The organism is Cobetia sp. BL01 (assembly GCF_056493605.1).
In genome coordinates this window covers 88,435-105,889 of sequence record NZ_JBVBEE010000009.1, presented here as the reverse complement: position 1 = coordinate 105,889, position 17,455 = coordinate 88,435, and the positions used below count along the sequence as shown (strand labels likewise).

Annotated in this window: 14 protein-coding genes; 11 read left to right on the top strand and 3 right to left on the bottom strand. The window is 62.9% G+C overall.

Translation table 11 applies throughout. The features are described 5' to 3' along the window. The first annotated feature begins 15 nt into the window (after positions 1 to 15). From ndk to der, 9 genes are all read left to right on the top strand, one after another. Positions 16 to 441, top strand: coding sequence for a nucleoside-diphosphate kinase (gene ndk, locus ACZYGA_RS14560; protein WP_043333812.1), 426 nt, complete (start codon positions 16 to 18; stop codon positions 439 to 441). A 357-nt stretch (positions 442 to 798) separates the two neighbouring features. Continuing rightward, entirely contained in the window at positions 799 to 1,956 is a 1,158-nt protein-coding gene (gene rlmN / locus ACZYGA_RS14555; RefSeq protein WP_077380059.1) for a dual-specificity RNA methyltransferase RlmN, read from the top strand. A 269-nt stretch (positions 1,957 to 2,225) separates the two neighbouring features. Next, entirely contained in the window at positions 2,226 to 3,035 is an 810-nt protein-coding gene (pilW, locus tag ACZYGA_RS14550; RefSeq protein ID WP_077380061.1) for a type IV pilus biogenesis/stability protein PilW, read from the top strand. A 362-nt stretch (positions 3,036 to 3,397) separates the two neighbouring features. After that, the gene (locus ACZYGA_RS14545) at positions 3,398 to 4,408 is read left to right on the top strand and encodes a RodZ domain-containing protein (protein WP_417285788.1); all 1,011 of its coding nucleotides are present in this window, start codon (positions 3,398 to 3,400) and stop codon (positions 4,406 to 4,408) included. 11 nt (positions 4,409 to 4,419) lie between these two features. Next, entirely contained in the window at positions 4,420 to 5,535 is a 1,116-nt protein-coding gene (gene ispG / locus ACZYGA_RS14540) for a flavodoxin-dependent (E)-4-hydroxy-3-methylbut-2-enyl-diphosphate synthase (RefSeq protein ID WP_077380065.1), read from the top strand. Between the two features lie 113 nt (positions 5,536 to 5,648). Further along, positions 5,649 to 6,932: a histidine--tRNA ligase gene (gene hisS, locus ACZYGA_RS14535; RefSeq protein WP_127734456.1), complete on the top strand. Its 1,284-nt coding sequence runs from the start codon at positions 5,649 to 5,651 to the stop codon at positions 6,930 to 6,932. Between the two features lie 87 nt (positions 6,933 to 7,019). Further along, positions 7,020 to 7,676 carry a YfgM family protein gene (locus ACZYGA_RS14530; protein ID WP_084207900.1) on the top strand — a complete coding sequence of 219 codons (657 nt, stop codon included), beginning with the start codon at positions 7,020 to 7,022 and terminating at the stop codon, positions 7,674 to 7,676. Further along, entirely contained in the window at positions 7,673 to 8,833 is a 1,161-nt protein-coding gene (gene bamB / locus ACZYGA_RS14525; RefSeq protein WP_077380072.1) for an outer membrane protein assembly factor BamB, read from the top strand. The genes ACZYGA_RS14530 and bamB overlap by 4 nt, the downstream gene beginning before the upstream one ends. A 399-nt stretch (positions 8,834 to 9,232) precedes the next feature. Then, on the top strand, positions 9,233 to 10,657 hold the full coding sequence (gene der, locus ACZYGA_RS14520) for a ribosome biogenesis GTPase Der (protein ID WP_077380074.1): 1,425 nt from the start codon (positions 9,233 to 9,235) through the stop codon (positions 10,655 to 10,657). A 142-nt stretch (positions 10,658 to 10,799) separates the two neighbouring features. Here der and ACZYGA_RS14515 read toward each other — a convergent pair whose 3' ends face one another. Further along, positions 10,800 to 11,663: an ATP-binding protein gene (locus ACZYGA_RS14515; RefSeq protein WP_077380076.1), complete on the bottom strand. Its 864-nt coding sequence runs from the start codon at positions 11,661 to 11,663 to the stop codon at positions 10,800 to 10,802. A gap of 239 nt (positions 11,664 to 11,902) precedes the next feature. On the opposite strand from ACZYGA_RS14515, the gene ACZYGA_RS14510 reads away from it, so the two are divergent. Together ACZYGA_RS14510 and ACZYGA_RS14505 are read left to right on the top strand one after the other, a co-directional pair. Further along, positions 11,903 to 12,742, top strand: a complete 840-nt coding sequence (locus ACZYGA_RS14510) for a M48 family metallopeptidase (protein WP_170877501.1) — start codon at positions 11,903 to 11,905, stop codon at positions 12,740 to 12,742. A 284-nt stretch (positions 12,743 to 13,026) separates the two neighbouring features. Next, a complete protein-coding gene (locus tag ACZYGA_RS14505) occupies positions 13,027 to 14,214 on the top strand; it encodes an EAL domain-containing response regulator (RefSeq protein ID WP_164850252.1) in 1,188 nt (395 codons plus the stop codon). Positions 14,215 to 14,455: 241 nt separating this feature from the next. Here the strand turns inward: ACZYGA_RS14505 and ACZYGA_RS14500 are convergent, their stop codons facing one another. Continuing rightward, entirely contained in the window at positions 14,456 to 16,867 is a 2,412-nt protein-coding gene (locus tag ACZYGA_RS14500) for an ATP-binding protein (RefSeq protein ID WP_479399453.1), read from the bottom strand. 48 nt (positions 16,868 to 16,915) lie between these two features. Continuing rightward, positions 16,916 to 17,455 carry a putative pterin-binding protein gene (locus ACZYGA_RS14495; RefSeq protein ID WP_240499648.1) on the bottom strand — a complete coding sequence of 180 codons (540 nt, stop codon included), beginning with the start codon at positions 17,453 to 17,455 and terminating at the stop codon, positions 16,916 to 16,918.

Below are 17,455 nucleotides of genomic sequence, written 5' to 3'. Positions count from 1 at the left end.
CTCAGGAGATTCACCATGACCCAGCGTACTCTGTCCATCATCAAGCCGGACGCCGTCGCCAAGAACGTGATCGGCGAGATCTACTCTCGCTTCGAGAAGGCCGGTCTGCAGATCGTCGCTTCCAAGATGGTTCACCTGTCCAAGGAACAGGCCGAAGGCTTCTACGCTGAGCACAGCGAACGTGGCTTCTTCGGTGAGCTGGTCGGCTTCATGACCTCCGGCCCGGTCATGATCCAGGTGCTGGAAGGCGAAGACGCCATCACAAAGAACCGCGACCTGATGGGCGCTACCAACCCGAAGGAAGCAGAAGCTGGCACCATCCGTGCAGACTTCGCCACTTCCATCGACGCCAACGCCGTTCACGGTTCTGACGCGCCGGAATCCGCTGCTCGCGAAATCGCCTACTTCTTCGGCGACAACGAAATCTGCCCGCGCGGTTGATTTCGCCTTGTGCGCCTGATGATGTCTGTCCCTTGCGGGCGTGATATCACCAGCCGTGCATGACTCGACGGCCCTGCCTGCGTGGCGGGGCCGTCGTGGTATCGGACGTGCTGAAGCGTCGTGCGCCAACCTGCATTCCCTGAAGCAGATTCGACGCTTGAGCAGGTCCGATACGCTTTTCTTGAAGCCCTGCAGCTACCTCCGCCAGTGCCGTGCGGCCATTCCCTGCCCATTGCCTGACTGCGAGTGTCCATTGAGGTCCGCGATTCATCGCCACCTCCGCTGACAGCGCCACCCTGCAGACGTCTATCCTTGTGGCTGACGCCTGCCCATCCCTGACACGACCGGCCCGAGACCATGACTGATACCACTGCAACCGCTACCGATGCCGCGGCACCTGCCGACGTGAAGCTCACCAACCTGCTTGGCCTGCCGCGCCCGGCGATGGAAGCCTTCTTCGAGAGCATCGGCGAGAAGAAATTCCGCGCCACCCAGGTGATGAAATGGATTCACCAGGAAGGCGTCGACAGCTTCGACGAGATGACCAATCTCGCCAAGCCCCTGCGCGAACGCCTCAAGCAGGTCGCCGAGATTCGCGCGCCGGGCATCGTCTATGAAGGCGAGTCCAAGGACGGTACCCGCAAGTGGGTACTGGAAGTCAGCGACGGCAGCTATGTCGAGACCGTGCTGATTCCGTCCGAGAACGGCAATCGTCGCACCCTGTGCGTGTCTTCCCAGGTCGGCTGCTCGCTGGACTGCAGCTTCTGCTCCACCGGCAAGCAGGGCTTCGAGCGTGACCTGACCGCCGCCGAGATCATCGGCCAGGTGTGGGTCGCCACCCGTGGCGCCGAAGACCGCAAGGACACCCGCAAGCGTCCAGTCACCAACGTGGTGATGATGGGCATGGGCGAGCCGCTGATGAACTACGACAACGTCGTGCCGGCAATGAAGCTGATGCTGGACGACAACGCCTATGGCCTGTCCAAGCGTCGCGTCACCCTCTCCACCTCCGGTGTGGTGCCCAAGCTGGACCAGCTCGGCGACGAGATGGACGTCAGCCTGGCGATCTCGCTGCACGCGGCCAACGATGAACTGCGCAACGTGCTGGTGCCGATCAACCGCAAGTGGAACATCCGCGCGCTGCTCGACTCCTGCCATCGCTACCTGGCCAAGTGTGACGACGCGCGTATCGTCACCATCGAGTACACCCTGATCAAGGACGTCAACGACCAGATCCAGCACGCCGAGGAACTGGCCGCGCTGCTCGACGAGCTGCCGTGCAAGATCAACCTGATCCCGTTCAACCCGTTCCCGCATTCCGGTTACGAGAAGCCGTCACGCAATCAGGTGATGCGCTTCCAGCAGCGTCTCTATGAGCTGGGCTACACCGCCCCGGTGCGCGCGACACGTGGCGATGACATCGACGCCGCCTGTGGCCAGCTGGTCGGTCAGGTCAAGGACCGCACCCGTCGCGCCGAGCGTTACATCAACGCCATCCAGCTCGACGCCGACTGAGCCAGAGCACTTGTCGGGGCCAGATACCTGAGGCCACCACGGTGACTCCCAGCGCCAGCCATGAGCTTTTCATGGCTGGCGTTTTCGCGCGGGGAAGCCGCAAATGGCCCATGGGGATGCCTGCCGCGCGACTGTGACGACCCCCACCGCCCTGCCTGACAAACCCGCCTTGACTTGTCTGGAGTGCAGCGCTTTGATGGAGGCGCTTCTGTTGCCTGCAGCGATCCTCGCCCGCAGGCAGATCACGAGCCTTATCTCGCGAGGATTGCATGTCGAGTCGTCTGCCACTTCATCGCTTTTCCCGCCGCGGCGCCACGGCGCGAGTTCGCGGCATGCTGCTGTGCCTGAGTCTTGCCGGCCTGACCCTGTCGGGCTGCGCGACGCGCGTGGAAACCAATGACCCTTACGCGGCCCCCGATGACAACAAGGCATCGACGGCCTATGTGGAACTTGGCGAGGCCTATCTGAGTCGTAATCAGTTGCAACGCGCGGACAATGCCTTCCAGAAGGCACTCAAGCTGCAGCAGGGGAATGCCGAAGCCAAGGCCGGGCTGGCGATGATCTATCAGCGTCAGGGCGAGAACGTGCTGGCAGATGACTACTTCAAGCAGTCCATCGCCAGTGACCCCTCGTTCACGCGGGCACGCAACAACTATGCGGCATTCCTGTACTCGCGCGGGGAATACGTCGCCGCCTGCGAGCAGCTGGAAAAAGCCACGCAGGATCTGACCTATGATAACCGCGGCCAGCTCTACACCAACCTGGGGCGCTGTCAGCTGCAGCTGGGCAAGACGAGCGAGGCACGGGCGAACTTCGATCGTGCCGTCAAGATCAACCCGCGGGAAGCCGAGGCGTGGCTCGCCAAGGCGCGCATGGAACATGAAGCCGGTGACGATGACGCTGCCCAGCAGGCGCTGAGCCGATATTTCCGACTGAACGGCACCGACAGTGACAGTCTGGAACTGGCCGTGGATGTCGCCGTGGCACGCGGTGATGCACGTCTGGCGGACCTCTACGGCCGACAGCTGGAGCAGATCAGAACACGCGAGGCCGGACGCGCGGTCATCCGCACACCATGAAACCGGGGCTCGGGCGTGGCGTGACGCGGGAAACGCCCTGCGCGCCCGGCTCACCGGGCGTCACTCGGCGACAGGTTGCTTCGTTGAGGCACCGGAAGACCGAAATGCCGGTGAAAATTCTGGCCCGGCCTTGGTATAGTGCCGACGTCAACATGGCATGACGGCTTGCCATCGCCGACGAGGTCACGTCACCGTCGTGGCATGTCAGCTCGACAGCCGGAGCGGATGGTCACTCCTGTTGGCAGTCACCCGTTTTCACGACCATCGTTCACAGCAGTTGTTTACAGTAACTGTTCACAGCAATACCGGAAGAGTACCCGGACAGGTATCCGGTCGTCCGTTCTTCCCTACAAGGATGCGCCATGAGCGAACATCAGCCCTCCCCTGACATGTCCGTCAGCGACACACTGCCTGGCAAGCTTCTCAAGGCTGAGCGGGAGCATCAGGGGCTGTCACGTGATGAAGTGGCAACACAGCTCAACCTGCGCCCCAGTCTGGTCGATGACCTGGAACGCGACCACTACGACCAGATCCCCATCGCGGCCTACCGCCGCGGTTACCTGCGCGCCTATGCCCGCTTGCTGGGCATGGATGAGAAAGCGGTCGTCGGCCAGTACAATGCCCAGTTCGGCACCACCGAGGTGGAGCGCCATCCTCCTGCGATGAGCCCCTCGGTGCGCCCGCCCGGCAAGCTGGGCAAGTACCTGTTTCGACTCGTCAGCCTGCTGGTCATCGCCGGACTGATCGGCCTCAGCTACGTCTGGTGGCAGAGTGGAGACTATGGACGCACCTCACCGTCAGAGACGTCCGACGCCGCCCCCCTCAGCGAAGGCGCGACCGACGATGGCTCACCGGTCGTCAATGCCGATGGCTCGATCGAGCTGACCCTCTCCCAGACGGCAGCAGCGCCTGCCACTGACGATGCCGGGGAGGCCAGCGCCGGCGAATCCGTCGCGACGACACCCGGGGCGACTCCGGCCACGACTGGCGGCGACGTCAGCGAAACCGGCACCACGCCGGCGGATGCCAGCCTCGCGGCGGACACCGCAAGCGACACCGCGGCTGCCGGCGCAGAGGACACGACAGAACCGCAAGCGGTACAGGAAGCTACCGCCCCTGCCCCTGCCGCTGACCCGCGCAAGCTGACACTGACCTTCAATACGGATTCCTGGACCGATATCCGTGATGCTGATGGCAAGAAACTGCTTTACGGCACCAACCCGCCAGGCAGCAGCAAGACGCTGGAAGGCAAGCCGCCTTTCAAGCTCACCATCGGCAAATCTGCGGGCGTCGTCCTTGAATACATGAACGAGCCGGTTGATCTGAAAAGCGCCACACGCGGCACCGTCGCCAAACTCACACTCGGTGAATGATCCGGAATCCCATGCATAGTCACTCCCCCATCAAGCGCCGCGTCTCGCGCAAGATTCATGTCGGCAACGTCGCCGTCGGCGGCGATGCACCGATTTCCGTGCAGAGCATGACCAATACCGACACCAACGATGTCGCCGCCACCGTCGCGCAGATCAAGCGCCTCGAGGATGCCGGTGCCGATATCGTGCGTGTCAGCGTGCCGGACATGGATGCCGCTGAAGCCTTCGGTCGCATCAAGCAGCAGAGCAACATCCCGCTGGTGGCCGATATCCACTTCGACTACAAGATCGCCCTGCGCGTCGCCGAGCTCGGCGTGGATTGCCTGCGCATCAACCCGGGCAACATCGGCCGTGAAGACCGTGTGCGTGCCGTGGTCAGTGCCGCACGTGACAACGGTATCCCGATCCGCATCGGCGTCAACGCAGGCTCCCTGGAAAAGGACCTCCAGAAGAAATACGGCGAACCGACGCCGGCCGCGCTGGTCGAATCCGCCATGCGCCACATCGATCACCTCGATCGCCTTGATTTCCAGGAATACAAGGTCAGCGTCAAGGCCAGCGACATCTTCATGGCCGTCGCCGCCTATCGCGATCTGGCCACGCGCATCGAACAGCCGCTGCACCTGGGGATCACCGAAGCCGGCGGTCTGCGTTCCGGTACCGTGAAATCCTCCATCGGCCTCGGTATGCTGCTGATGGACGGCATCGGCGACACCATTCGTGTCTCGCTGGCCGCGGACCCGGTCGAGGAGATCAAGGTCGGCTTCGACATGCTCAAGAGTCTCAAGCTGCGTGCCAAGGGCATCAACTTCATTGCCTGCCCCAGCTGCTCACGTCAGAACTTCGACGTCATCAAGACCATGAACGAGCTGGAGAATCGCCTCGAGGACGTGCTGACGCCGCTGAACGTCTCGGTGATCGGCTGTGTCGTCAACGGCCCCGGTGAAGCCAAGGAGACCGATGTCGGTCTGACCGGCGGCAGCCCGGCGAATCTGGTCTATCTGGACGGCAAGCCGGCCAGCAAGCTGACCAACGACACGCTCGTCGATGACCTGGAACGTCTGATTCGAGACAAGGTCGCCGAAAAAGAGGCCCGTGAGGCCGATACCATCATCCGCCAGGGCTGAGCACGTCTCAGTCGGCTTGCGCATCATCACGATGCGCCTTCGTCTCCCCGCCTGACGTCATGCTGTTGCATGCCGCTGCCGCGGGGAGATGCGCAAGGATTCAGGAGAGAACGTTGAGCACCAAGATCCAGGCCATCCGTGGCATGAACGACCTGCTGCCGGACCACTCACCGGTATGGCAATACTTCGAACGCCAGGTGCAGACCCTGATGGGCCAGTACGGCTATCGCGAGATTCGCACGCCCATCGTCGAGCAGACCGCGCTGTTCAAGCGCTCCATCGGCGAGGTGACCGACATCGTCGAGAAGGAGATGTACACCTTCGAGGATCGCAACGGCGACAGCCTGACCCTGCGTCCGGAAGGCACGGCCAGCTGCGTGCGCATGGCGATGGAGAACGGTCTGGTCCACAACCAGATCCAGCGCCTGTGGTATGCCGGCCCCATGTTCCGCCACGAGCGCCCGCAGAAAGGCCGTTATCGTCAGTTCCATCAGGTGGGTGTCGAAGCCTACGGCATGGATGGCCCGGACATCGATGCCGAGATGATCCTGATCTCGGCACGCCTGTGGCGTCAGCTGGGCCTGCTGGAGCACGTCACGCTCGAACTGAACTCACTGGGCAGCCTGGAAGCACGTGCTGCCTATCGTGACCTGCTGATCGAATACTTCGAGCAGCATCTGGACGTGCTCGACGAGGACGCCAAGCGTCGCCTGCACAGCAATCCGCTGCGCATTCTCGATACCAAGAACCCGGACATGGCCGCCGTCGTCGATGCCGCGCCGCGTCTCGGCGATCACCTGGATGAAGCCTCCCGCGTGCACTTCGAGGGCCTCAAGGCACGTCTCGATGCGGCGGGCATCCAGTACGTCATCAATCCGCGCCTGGTACGTGGCCTGGATTACTATTCGCGCAGCGTGTTCGAGTGGACCACCACCGCACTGGGCAGCCAGGGCACCGTGTGTGCCGGTGGCCGCTATGACAGCCTGTTCGAACAGCTGGGCGGCAAGCCGGTGCCGGCGGTCGGCTTCGCCATGGGTGTCGAGCGCCTGATCCTGCTGCTCGAGACACTGGAACTGGTCCCGGAGGCCGTGCGTGAGACCGTCGATGTCTATCTGATGTCGATGGGCGAGCAGGCCGAAGCCGAATCCATGCGTCTGGCCGAAGATCTGCGCAGCGCCCTGCCCGACCTGCGCCTCGTGCTGCATTGCGGCGGCGGCAGCTTCAAGAGCCAGATGAAGAAGGCCGACAAGAGCGGCGCACGCGTGGCATTGATTCTCGGTGAGAATGAAGTCATCGAAGGGACCGTGGGACTCAAGTTCCTGCGCGAGGAGCGTGATCAGGAAACCCTGAATCAGCGCGCCCTCGGCGAGCGTCTCGCGAGTGTCTTCAGCGCCTGAGACGGCCAGTGAATATCCGGCGGGGCCAGTGCGCCCCGCCTCCCGAATGCATGTGCCGGCGTACCGGCCAGGTCAAGGAGACCGCCCGTGGCGGAAGAGCTCAGAAGCGAAGAAGAACAGCTTGAGGCCATCAAGCGCTGGTGGAGCGAGAACGGCAAGTCACTGATCGCCGGTGTCGTGCTGGCCGGTGCCGGCATCTTTGCCTTCAAGGCCTGGCAGAATTACGAGGCCAGTCAGTCCGAGGCAGCCTCCATGCGCTATCAACAGCTGATCAGCCTCGTCAGTCAGCCCACGCTGGAAGATGCGGGTGTCCAGCGGGCACGCAATCTGATCAGTGAGCTGGAAAGCGAGCACGCCGACAGTCTCTATACCCAGATGGCCCATCTGCTGGATGCCAGCATGTCGGTGAAGGCCGATGACCTCGACGCTGCCGCCAAGGCACTGCAGAGCGTGGTGGACAGCGACGCCGACAGCTATCTCAAGGGGCTGGCCAGCCTGCGTCTGGCCCGACTCCATGTGGAGCTCGGCGAGCAGGACAAGGCCTTGAGCCTGCTGGAGAACCCGCCCACGACCCTCGCGGCACAGGCCGCCGCCGTGCGCGGGGATGCACTGGTGGCACAAGGCAAGCGTGATGAAGCCGTCGCGGCCTATCAAGAAGCCAGCCGCCTGTCCGAGCAGAGCGGCCAGCCGGTCTACGGGCTGGATCTGAAACTCGCCGACCTCGCCGTGGAGAGCCCGTCATGAAACTGAATCACCGCCTGTCGCTGCCTGTGTCGCTGCTGACCGTCAGCCTGTTGGCCGGTTGCGCCAGCAGTGCCCAGCCAGAGTATGCCCCCAAGGAACTCGTCGACTTCGATGCCACGGTGGCGCTGGATTCCGCCTGGAGCGAATCGGTCGGCAACGGCCTGGGTCGCGCTCACTACCCGTTGGCCCCCATCGTGGCCAATGACCGGCTGTTCGTGGCGGCTGAAGAGGGTGAGCTGGAAGCCTTCGATGCCAAGACCGGCGACGAGGTCTGGCAGATCACCCTGCCGGCCGGCATCACCAGTGCATTGAATGCCGACCCGTCTCGTCTGTATGTCGGTACCCGCGATGGCAAGGTCAGCGCCATTGACCAGCAGGACGGCAGCATCGAATGGAGCACGCGAGTCTCCAGCGAAGTGCTGGCCGCACCTCAGTACAACGAGGAGCTGATCGTGGTGCAGAGCGTCGATGGCAGCGTGACCGCACTGGATCGCTTCACCGGCGAGGAACAGTGGGTCTATTCCGCGACCATCCCCGCGTTGACGCTGCGCGGCACCGGCGCACCGCGCGTCATCCAGCCGGTCACCTTCGCCGGCTTCGCCAATGGCAAGCTCGTGACCCTGGACAACCGCTCGGGTCAGGAGCTGTGGGACCTGCGGGTCGCGGTGCCCTCCGGGCGTACCGAAGTGGATCAGCTGGTGGATCTGGATGGCCAGCCGGTGCTGACCCGTGACGGTCGCCTGTACGTCACCAGCTACAACGGCCGCCTGATCGCGCTGGATGCTCGCAATGGCGAGCCGCTGTGGGACAAGCCTTCCTCCAGCTACCTGACACCGATCGTCGTGGGTGACTACCTGTTCAGCATCGACAACGCCAGCCACATCCTGGCGATGGATGCCAACACCGGCAACGTGCTGTGGAAATCGGAAGACCTCGAGGGTCGCTGGCTGACCTCACCCGCCTTCATCGATGGCAAGCTGGTGGTGGGAGATTATGAAGGCTACGTGCACCTGATCGATGCCCAGAGTGGGGAAATGGCTGGCCGCTACGACGTCGGTGGCGACGGCATCAGCATCACGCCGCTCACCGAAGGCAAGCGCATCTTCGTCTACACCAATGATGGCGAGCTGACCGCACTGGATCTCGAAGCTCCCTGAGTCCGGTCGGGAAGCCTCTGCAACGCATCAACGGCAGCCCCAGTGCTGCCGTTGATGCGTTGTGGGCACGCAATGCCGTCTACGCCATTGGTAGCGTCATGCTCGCAGTGCTAGAATACCGCCCCCGCTGACCACACGAGTCGGCTGACGCGCCAAGGTGTCGGCAGATTCGCTGAACTCAGCCACGAGATCATTTCCGCAGAGAGTGCCAAGGCCCACTCTGCGGGCCATACTGGAGACACGCCTCGTCAGGCGCCTGCCGACGACGCCCTTCAGTGACCCAAGTCCGATATCATCGCTATCGCCCTGCCTGCACAAGGTGCTTTCCAGCCGTCATGGTTCGAAGCAGACCGCCCGGGGCCGGCATCGATGCTATCCCTGCGAATGCTGTGAGATTTCATGAACCCCGTGATCGCCCTGGTCGGCCGCCCGAATGTCGGCAAGTCGACGCTATTCAATCGCCTCACCAAGACCCGTGATGCCCTGGTCGCCGACTTCCCGGGCCTGACCCGTGACCGCAAGTACGGCACCGGCAAGGTCGGTGGCAAGCCCTACACCGTCATCGACACCGGCGGCATCAGCGGTGACGAGGAAGGTATCGACCTGATGATGGCGGGCCAGTCGCTGGCCGCCATCGACGAGGCCGACATCGTGCTGTTCATGGTCGACGCGCGCGCCGGCCTGAACATGGCCGATGAAGCCATCGCCAACCACCTGCGCATCAACCAGAAGAAGACCTGGCTGGTGGTCAACAAGACCGACGGCATGGACGAGGAAATCGGCAAGTCCGACTTCTGGACCCTGGGTCTGGGTGACCCGCGTGCCATCGCCGCCGAGCATGGCCGCAACGTCACCACGCTGCTGGAAGAGGTGCTCTCGCCCTACCCGGAAGTCGAGGAAGGCGAAGACGAGGACCTGCATCCGGAGCTGGATGACCGCGGCGTGCGCATCGGCATCATCGGTCGCCCGAACGTCGGCAAGTCGACGCTGGTCAACCGCCTGCTGGGCGAGGAGCGCGTGGTCGTCTTTGACCAGGCCGGCACCACCACCGACGCCGTGGAGATTCCCTTCGAGCGTCGTGGCAAGCCGTATCTGCTGGTCGATACCGCCGGGATCCGTCGCCGCAAGAACGTGCGCGAAGTGGTGGAGAAGTTCTCCATCATCAAGACCCTGGAAGCGATCAAGAAGTGCAACGTCGCCGTGATGGTGCTCGATGCCCGTCAGGGACTGGTCGAGCAGGATCTCCACCTGCTGGACTTCGTGCTGACCAGCGGTCGCGCTCTGGTGCTGGTGGTCAACAAGTGGGATGGCCTGGAAAGCGAAGCCAAGGAGAAGATGCGTTCCGAGATCAAGCGTCGCCTGGGCTTTGCCGACTACGCCGACCTGCACTTCATCTCCGCACTGCACGGTACGGCGGTGGGTGACCTCTACCCGTCCATCGACCGCGCCTTCGAGAGTGCCGTGGCCCGCTGGTCGACCAAGCGCCTGACCACCCTGCTGCAGGATGCCACTCAGGCGCACCAGCCGCCGATGGTCAACGGCCGTCGCATCAAGCTGCGCATGGCGCACCAGGGCGGCGCCAATCCGCCGCTGATCGTGGTGCACGGCAACCAGACCAACAAGCTGCCGGAAGCCTACAAGCGCTATCTGACCAACACCTTCCGCAAGGTGCTCAAGGTCAAGGGCACGCCGATGCGCTTTGAGTTCCGCTCAGGCGACAACCCCTTCGACGGTGCCCAGGGCAGCGATGACCGCGAGCGCGCGAAAGAGCGTTCACTGGCGCGCACCAAGGAAGCCCGCAAGGAACGCAAGCAACGCCGCTGATCACAGCCGCCGCGCATGCTCTGAACAGGTTCCGCACCTGAACGACGCCGCCCCCGCAGATGACTGCAGGGGCGGCGTCTTCGTCTGGGCGCATTGCCTCAGGCCAGTGGCCGGTGCTGCACACCCCGGTCACATGATGGCATCAGGCTTCCAGCGTCTTCTGTCCCGCCCACAGATTGGCGAACTGCCAGGCAGCACGCCCGCTGCGCACCCCGCGCTGAGTGGCGTAACGCAACGCCTCGGCACGCGCCGCCTCGTCGAAGCTGCCCGCGCCGAGACGCCATTCCACCCAGTGCTGACAGGTCTCCAGATAGGCATCCTGATTGAAGGGATGGAAGGCCAGCCACAGGCCGAAGCGGTCCGACAGCGAGATCTTCTCTTCCACCGCATCGCCATGATGCAGCTCGCCATCGACGATATGGGTGTCGTGATTGTCGCTCATGTGCTCCGGCAGCAGATGACGACGGTTGGACGTGGCGTACAGCAGCACGTTCTCCGGCGGGCCCGTCAGGGTGCCATCCAGCACGCTCTTGAGCGCCTTGTAGGCGTCATCGCTGCCCTCGAAGGACAGGTCATCACAGTAGACGATGAAGCGGTGCGGCTGTTGTGCCAGCTCGGCGACCAGCCCCGGCAGCGCCGGCAGGTCGTGACGGTCTATCTGGATCAACCGCAGGCCTTCACTGCCCAGGGTGTTGAGCAGCGCACGTACCAGCGATGACTTGCCGGTGCCACGCGCGCCCCACAACAGCGCGTGGTTGGCCGGCCGACCCGCCAGGAAGGCGCGGGTATTGGCCAGCAGCTCGCGCTTCTGACGGGCGATGCCGAGCAGATCCTCGAGCGTCAGGGCATCACGCGGCGCGATCGGGGTCAGGCGGCCGCCCAGGGGGTGGCGGGTCCACAAGGCGGCGACGTCTCGTGTCCAGTCCACCTCGACAGCCGTCGGCGGCAGCATCGGCTCCAGACGGTCCAGCAACTGCGAGAGGCGGTGTTCAAACTCTGGTGACATGATGACTCCCTGTCAGGTACATGGGGCAAGGGCCGTGGCAGGCCCATGAGATCGCGCCCAGTATCTCATGCCCGGCGAGCCCGTCTGGCCTGACGTTGCTGTGATCTCAGCAACGTATCATTTCGCTGACTGCACCACTGCGCCTATCCGGTTATGCTGTCTGCACGTTTCTTGCACGTTCAGCACCGCCTTGCCGTGCACTCGAAGGTTGTCATCGTCACCATTGCCAGGAGGCCTCAATGCCAGGATTGCTCGATCACTCATCTCCCCGCGCCCTGCGCCGTCTGCTCCCGCTGGCGGCTCTTGCGGCGTCCGTCACCTTGAGTGCCTGCGCCAGTTCTCCTCTGGGCCGAAGCCAATTGACGCTCTATTCGGATCAGGAGCTGGAGAAGATGGGAGAAGCCAGCTTCAGCAAGTACCAACAGGAGCTGCCGGTGGTGGAAGGCCGCCAGGATGCCTATGTCAGCTGCGTGGCAGATGCCGTGACCGCCAAGGTGCCCGCCAGCTATGGCATCAGCGAGTGGCAGGTCAAGGTATTCGAGGATGACTCTGCCAATGCCTTCGCACTGCCGGGCGGCTACATCGGCGTCAACACCGGTCTGCTGGAAGTCGCCGAGAATCAGGATCAGCTGGCGACCGTCATCGGCCATGAGATCGCCCACGTGCTGGCCCGCCATGCCAATGAGCGCGTCTCGACCCAATCCCTGACGTCCGCAGGTCTTTCCCTGACCCAGGCACTGGCCGGGCTGGAAGGCACCGGTGGTGATCAGCTCATGGGATTGCTGGGCATGGGCGCCGAATATGGCGTGCTCAAGCCGTTCTCGCGTTCACATGAGTCCGAAGCCGACCTGCTGGGGCTGGACCTGATGGCCGAAGCCGGCTTTGACCCACGTGCCAGCATCAAGCTGTGGGCTAACATGAACGCCTCCGGTGGCGCTCAGCCCCCGGTCTGGATGTCCACTCACCCCAGTGACGAGCAGCGCATGACCGCGCTCAACGAGCGCCTCGAGACCGCATTGCCGACCTACCAACAGGCACGGGCCGCCGGCGAGAAGCCCAACTGCGACAGGCTGCGCTGAGCCGGCTTACGCAGGAGAACGTCCCCGTCTTCCAGAGGCGCCTGTCGGGCGCCTCTGGCATCTCTGCCGCGCATTCATCGATCTCGTGTCCCGACGTCTCACCGCCGTGCGCCACTCTGAATCCGGACGACTCCACCAGGCGCATGAATGTAAAAAGGTGGCGCCAAATGTGTCGATATACGCGTTGTGAGTGGCGACGTTGCTAGTCTTCAGACATGCGCTCACCTACCCCCCGAGAAATGTCACCGTGAGCGTCCTCTCGCCCCCAGCCAAGGATGTATCACATGACGCGACATGCACTCATCATCGACGATGATCCGGACTTTCGTGAGCTGATCGCCGGACTGCTTTCCACCTTCGGATTCAGCTGCATGGAAAGTGAGGGACTGCAGGACATCGCCTGTGACCCTTCCTCCCTACAGGCAGACCTCATCCTGGTGGATTATGAACTGGGGGACTTCACCGGCGCTGATGTTCTCAGCTATCTGCGTGAGCGCAATGTCGAGGCGGGCATCATTCTGATGAGCGCCTGTCACGATGACGACATGCAGGCGATGATCAATCAGGGCCGACGCAGTGGCCTGGACATGCTGGGACAGCTCAGCAAGCCGTTCGATCTCAAGCATCTGGCGTCCATGCTCAATGATCTCGATGAACACCATAATCCGCTGACGCTCGCGGAGCTGGATGAGGCCCTGGCCCAGCAGCAGCTGCATCTCGTCTATCAACCCAAGATCGACCTTGCCAGTGGCCAGCTGAGTGGTGCCGAGGCCCTCGTGCGTTGGCAGCACCCTCTGCGCGGCATGGTCATGCCCAACCAGTTCATCGCCCTGGCGGAGCGCAGCAATCGCATCGAATCGCTTACCTGGCAGGTCATCAATCAGGGATTCGGTCAGCAGCAGGAGTGGCAATCACAGGGCCTCACGCTGAATCTGGCGCTCAATCTTTCCCCACAACTGCTGCGCTCGCGTGACATGCTGAAGAAGCTTGATGCGCTTGCCAGCCAGCATCAGGTCGACCCCCATACGATCACCCTGGAGCTCACGGAAAGTTGCGGTATCGACTGTCTGACCTACGCCCGCCATCTCCTGAACGCCATTCGCGAGCGCGGTTATCGCCTGGCACTGGATGACTTCGGTACCGGCTTCTCCTCGATGATGCAGCTCTACAATCTGCCCTTTGACGAGCTGAAGATCGACCAGTGCTTCGTCGGCCGCAGCGATAGCCACCCGGAAGCCCGTGCCATCACGCGCACCATCGTCGAGCTTGGCCAGCGACTCAATCTCGCTGTCGTCGGGGAAGGCATCGAGACGACACAGCAACGCGACTACCTCTGCGATACTCGCTGCAATCTCGGCCAGGGCTATCTCTTCGCGCGGCCCATGACAGTCACCGACTTCAATGCCTGGAGCCACTGCCCACCCACTGCCGTCAGTGCCCTCATCCAGCGCCATGCGCCTTCCGTTCACTGACGGACAGGCTTCCCATCAACGCATGCCCGGATCAAGAAAGCCGACTCGAGCAAGCGGATGCTCCTTCAAGACAGAAACGCCACTCATGTCACCATGGGTGGCGTTTCTGTCTTGCGAGCCCTGCACTTCCTACACTCCCTGCACTTCCTGCACTCTTTTCTCTTCCGCTTCACCTCCCTTCGCTCGCCTATCGCCCTCACATGAGGGCTCCTGCAAAAGGCACTTCAGGAGAAAAAGCCCTTCAGGAGAGCAGATATCCCTGCTCGAGAAGACTGTCGCGCGTCGGCACACTCAAGGCGCGCAGCGTGGCGACATGATGATGGGCCCGGGTCATGTCTTCGGAGATCGCGGCCTCCTCCAACGCCCTGGCACCGCTGGCGATACCGCTGCATCCCAACGAAGCAGAGGCCCCTTTCAGGGAATGCGCTTCCCGCTTGAGCTCCCCGAGATCCCTCTGCTGTAGCAGGGTCAACATCACGTCGAGTCGCCCCTCGAGGCGCGTCAGGTAATTGCTCAACAGTCGTGAGTAAGCCTCGCGACTCAGGGTGGCAAGCAGCTCCTGACAGGTCGCCTGCTGAAGCAGCGATGACGGGTTGCCCTGCAGGTCACACTGATCAGAGGCCGGATCGGCGCCAGCATGTGTCTCGTCAGATGACGGCTCCGTACCGAGCGGCGCCGCTTGCTCATCCGCCAACGACACGTTGACGCCACTGGCGGAGGGCTCCTCCGCCAGGCTCGCCATGGCGAGAACTTCCGTGCCAGATTTCGCGTCAGACTCCGCGCCAGAGCCCACGCCAGCGTCCACGGGAATCTCCTGCTGGCGGGACGTCAGATATTGGTGCAGCACCTGCTGCAGGTCATCACGAGTGAAGGGCTTGTGCAGGACACCGTCCATTCCGGCCTCGATGCAACGGCGTGCATCTTCCTGCATCACGTTGGCTGTCATCGCGATGATCGGCAGGCGGGTCGCGGACGTCTCGGCTTCCCGTTGACGCCAGCGTCGTGTCGTCTCCAGACCATCCAGCACTGGCATCTGCATGTCCATGAAGATCAGATCAACCTCATGGTCCGCCTGCGACAGCCAGGCCAGCGCCTGCTCCCCCTCCTCGACGATCGTGACCTGCTGCCCCAGATATTCCAGCATTGCGCGAGCCAGCGACTGATTGACCTCGTTGTCTTCCACCACCAGAACGCGGGCCTCGGGCAAGGGGGCTTCCCTCGCCGTCTGCTGGGGGCAGGCCTCGGAGGCTGTCAGCACCGGCAACGGCACGCGACACCAGAATCGACTGCCGAGGCCAAGATGACTCTCCACGCCGATCTCTCCACCCATTGCCTCCACCAGCCGCTTGCAGATGGCCAACCCCAGCCCGGTCCCTTCATGGCGACGTGCCATCGAGGTATCCACCTGGGTGAAGGGGGCAAACAGCTGACTCATCTGGTCAGAGGCGATACCGCAACCGCTGTCGTGGACCTCGAAATGAAGGGTCTCGTCCTCTTGCGACGACACCCGCAGCCGGATGGTCCCCTGGGGACAGAACTTGAACGCGTTGTTGAGCAGGTTGGTCAGCACCTGGCGCAGACGATTGACGTCTCCCTCGACCCAGACAGGCAGGTCATCGGCACGCTCCTCCAGGAAGATGCGCGAGCACCCCTTGCCGGCACCGTCTGCCTGACGGGTGTAATGCGCGGACAATGACTCGAGAAAGTCGGGCAGCGAGAAGCAGCGCCGGTCCAGCTCCAGCTTGCCGGCCTCGATCTTGGAATAATCCAGCACGTCATTGATGACGGCCTGCAGACTCTCGGCACTCTGACGCAGCATCACCAGATATTGCTGCCCACGCTGGGTCGAGACTTCCTCACCGATGAGGTCCGATACGCCGACCATGCCGTTGAGAGGCGTGCGTATCTCATGACTCATGATCGCCATGAATTCCGACTTGGCACGACTGGCGGCCTGCGCCAGCTGCACCATGCCGTCCAGCTCCTGCGTACGCTCCTCCAGCTTGCGGGTCTTGGAGGCCCGTCCGCGACTCTCGACGATCAGAGCGACCACCAGGACAGTGCCGCTGAGGGTCATCAGCAGGACCAGTGACAGCGCGAGTGCATACAGATTGAGAAGCTCCGTACGCTCCTTCGTGCGCTGCAAGGCAGCCTCCGCGTTGATATCCAGCAGCAGCTTGCCTGTCTGCTCCTGAAGAGAGACCAGGCGACTGAGCAGCTGCGCGTAGAGTGCCTCTTCACGCTGCTGACGACTCGCAAGCTCCATGATGCCGTTGTCCAGCACCTCGATTCTGGGCAGCATCGCCAGCAGCTGGACATGCAGTTCCGGCATACCCGCCAGCATGCTGCCGAGTTGACCGTTCTGCAGCAGCTGTACCCGGCTGTACAGGATGTCCAGACGCAACAGCAGCTCACTGTCATCCATCAGTTCCGGTGGCGTGGGAGACTGCTGCTCCTCGGCCACCACCATGCGCAGCTCGCGCACCTCCCTGTCGAACTGATAGACCGCCCAGATCAGGTTCTCGCGCAGCTTGTGCTCAAGGGCCTGCTGGCGTTGGTAGACCAACACGCCAGTCACCAGTGCCGAGACGAAAAACAGCGTCGCGGCAATGGCGATGGCGGTTCTGAAATGCAGAGAACGAAGAGGATTCATGCACAGGCATCCTGCCAGAGCTCATCAGACGGAGCGGAGAATGTGGGCTCAGCGTTCGATGACGATCCGCTTCACCTGCCAGACAGAGCGAGTCATGATTTCCTCGTTGAGGAGATCCGGCTGCTCGCTGAAGGGATAGATGATGAAGATCGGGCCATTGTCGCGTACCCGAAGACGCTTGCCCTCGGCCTGCATGGCCAGTATCACCGGGTAGTCGAAGTAATCCTGCACCGGGGCATTGGCCGCGTAGTCATTGAGCGCGACGATGCGCATGGTGCCACTGTCAACGCCCACCGCCTCCATCAGCGCCGAACCGAGCGGTCCGCTGAAGCTGACTTCACCGTCATGCCATGGCGTGGTGGTCACGGTTTCCCGCTGTGGCAGCGCTTGTAGCATCGCGCGATCGAAATGTGCCTCATCACCGGCATTGACGTGACGGATATCACCCGTGACGCGCAGCACGACCGGCCCTTGCGGTGCTTCCAGCGCCATGGCGAAGGGTGAGAGCGACAACGCCATCAGCAGGAGCCAGTGGCGCATGCGACGTGACGCCAGAATGAAGCGGCGTGAGAGTACGAGAAGAGGCAT

What these genes read in the sequence shown, in the direction of transcription:
- ndk (WP_043333812.1), top strand. Translation starts at nt 16, where the DNA reads ATGACCCAGCGTACTCTGTCCATCATCAAGCCGGACGCCGTCGCCAAG.
- rlmN (WP_077380059.1), top strand. Translation starts at nt 799, where the DNA reads ATGACTGATACCACTGCAACCGCTACCGATGCCGCGGCACCTGCCGAC.
- pilW (WP_077380061.1), top strand. Translation starts at nt 2,226, where the DNA reads ATGTCGAGTCGTCTGCCACTTCATCGCTTTTCCCGCCGCGGCGCCACG.
- ACZYGA_RS14545 (WP_417285788.1), top strand. Translation starts at nt 3,398, where the DNA reads ATGAGCGAACATCAGCCCTCCCCTGACATGTCCGTCAGCGACACACTG.
- ispG (WP_077380065.1), top strand. Translation starts at nt 4,420, where the DNA reads ATGCATAGTCACTCCCCCATCAAGCGCCGCGTCTCGCGCAAGATTCAT.
- bamB (WP_077380072.1), top strand. Translation starts at nt 7,673, where the DNA reads ATGAAACTGAATCACCGCCTGTCGCTGCCTGTGTCGCTGCTGACCGTC.
- der (WP_077380074.1), top strand. Translation starts at nt 9,233, where the DNA reads ATGAACCCCGTGATCGCCCTGGTCGGCCGCCCGAATGTCGGCAAGTCG.
- ACZYGA_RS14515 (WP_077380076.1), bottom strand. Translation starts at nt 11,663, where the DNA reads ATGTCACCAGAGTTTGAACACCGCCTCTCGCAGTTGCTGGACCGTCTG.
- ACZYGA_RS14510 (WP_170877501.1), top strand. Translation starts at nt 11,903, where the DNA reads ATGCCAGGATTGCTCGATCACTCATCTCCCCGCGCCCTGCGCCGTCTG.
- ACZYGA_RS14505 (WP_164850252.1), top strand. Translation starts at nt 13,027, where the DNA reads ATGACGCGACATGCACTCATCATCGACGATGATCCGGACTTTCGTGAG.
- ACZYGA_RS14500 (WP_479399453.1), bottom strand. Translation starts at nt 16,867, where the DNA reads ATGAATCCTCTTCGTTCTCTGCATTTCAGAACCGCCATCGCCATTGCC.
- ACZYGA_RS14495 (WP_240499648.1), bottom strand. Translation starts at nt 17,455, where the DNA reads ATGCCTCTTCTCGTACTCTCACGCCGCTTCATTCTGGCGTCACGTCGC.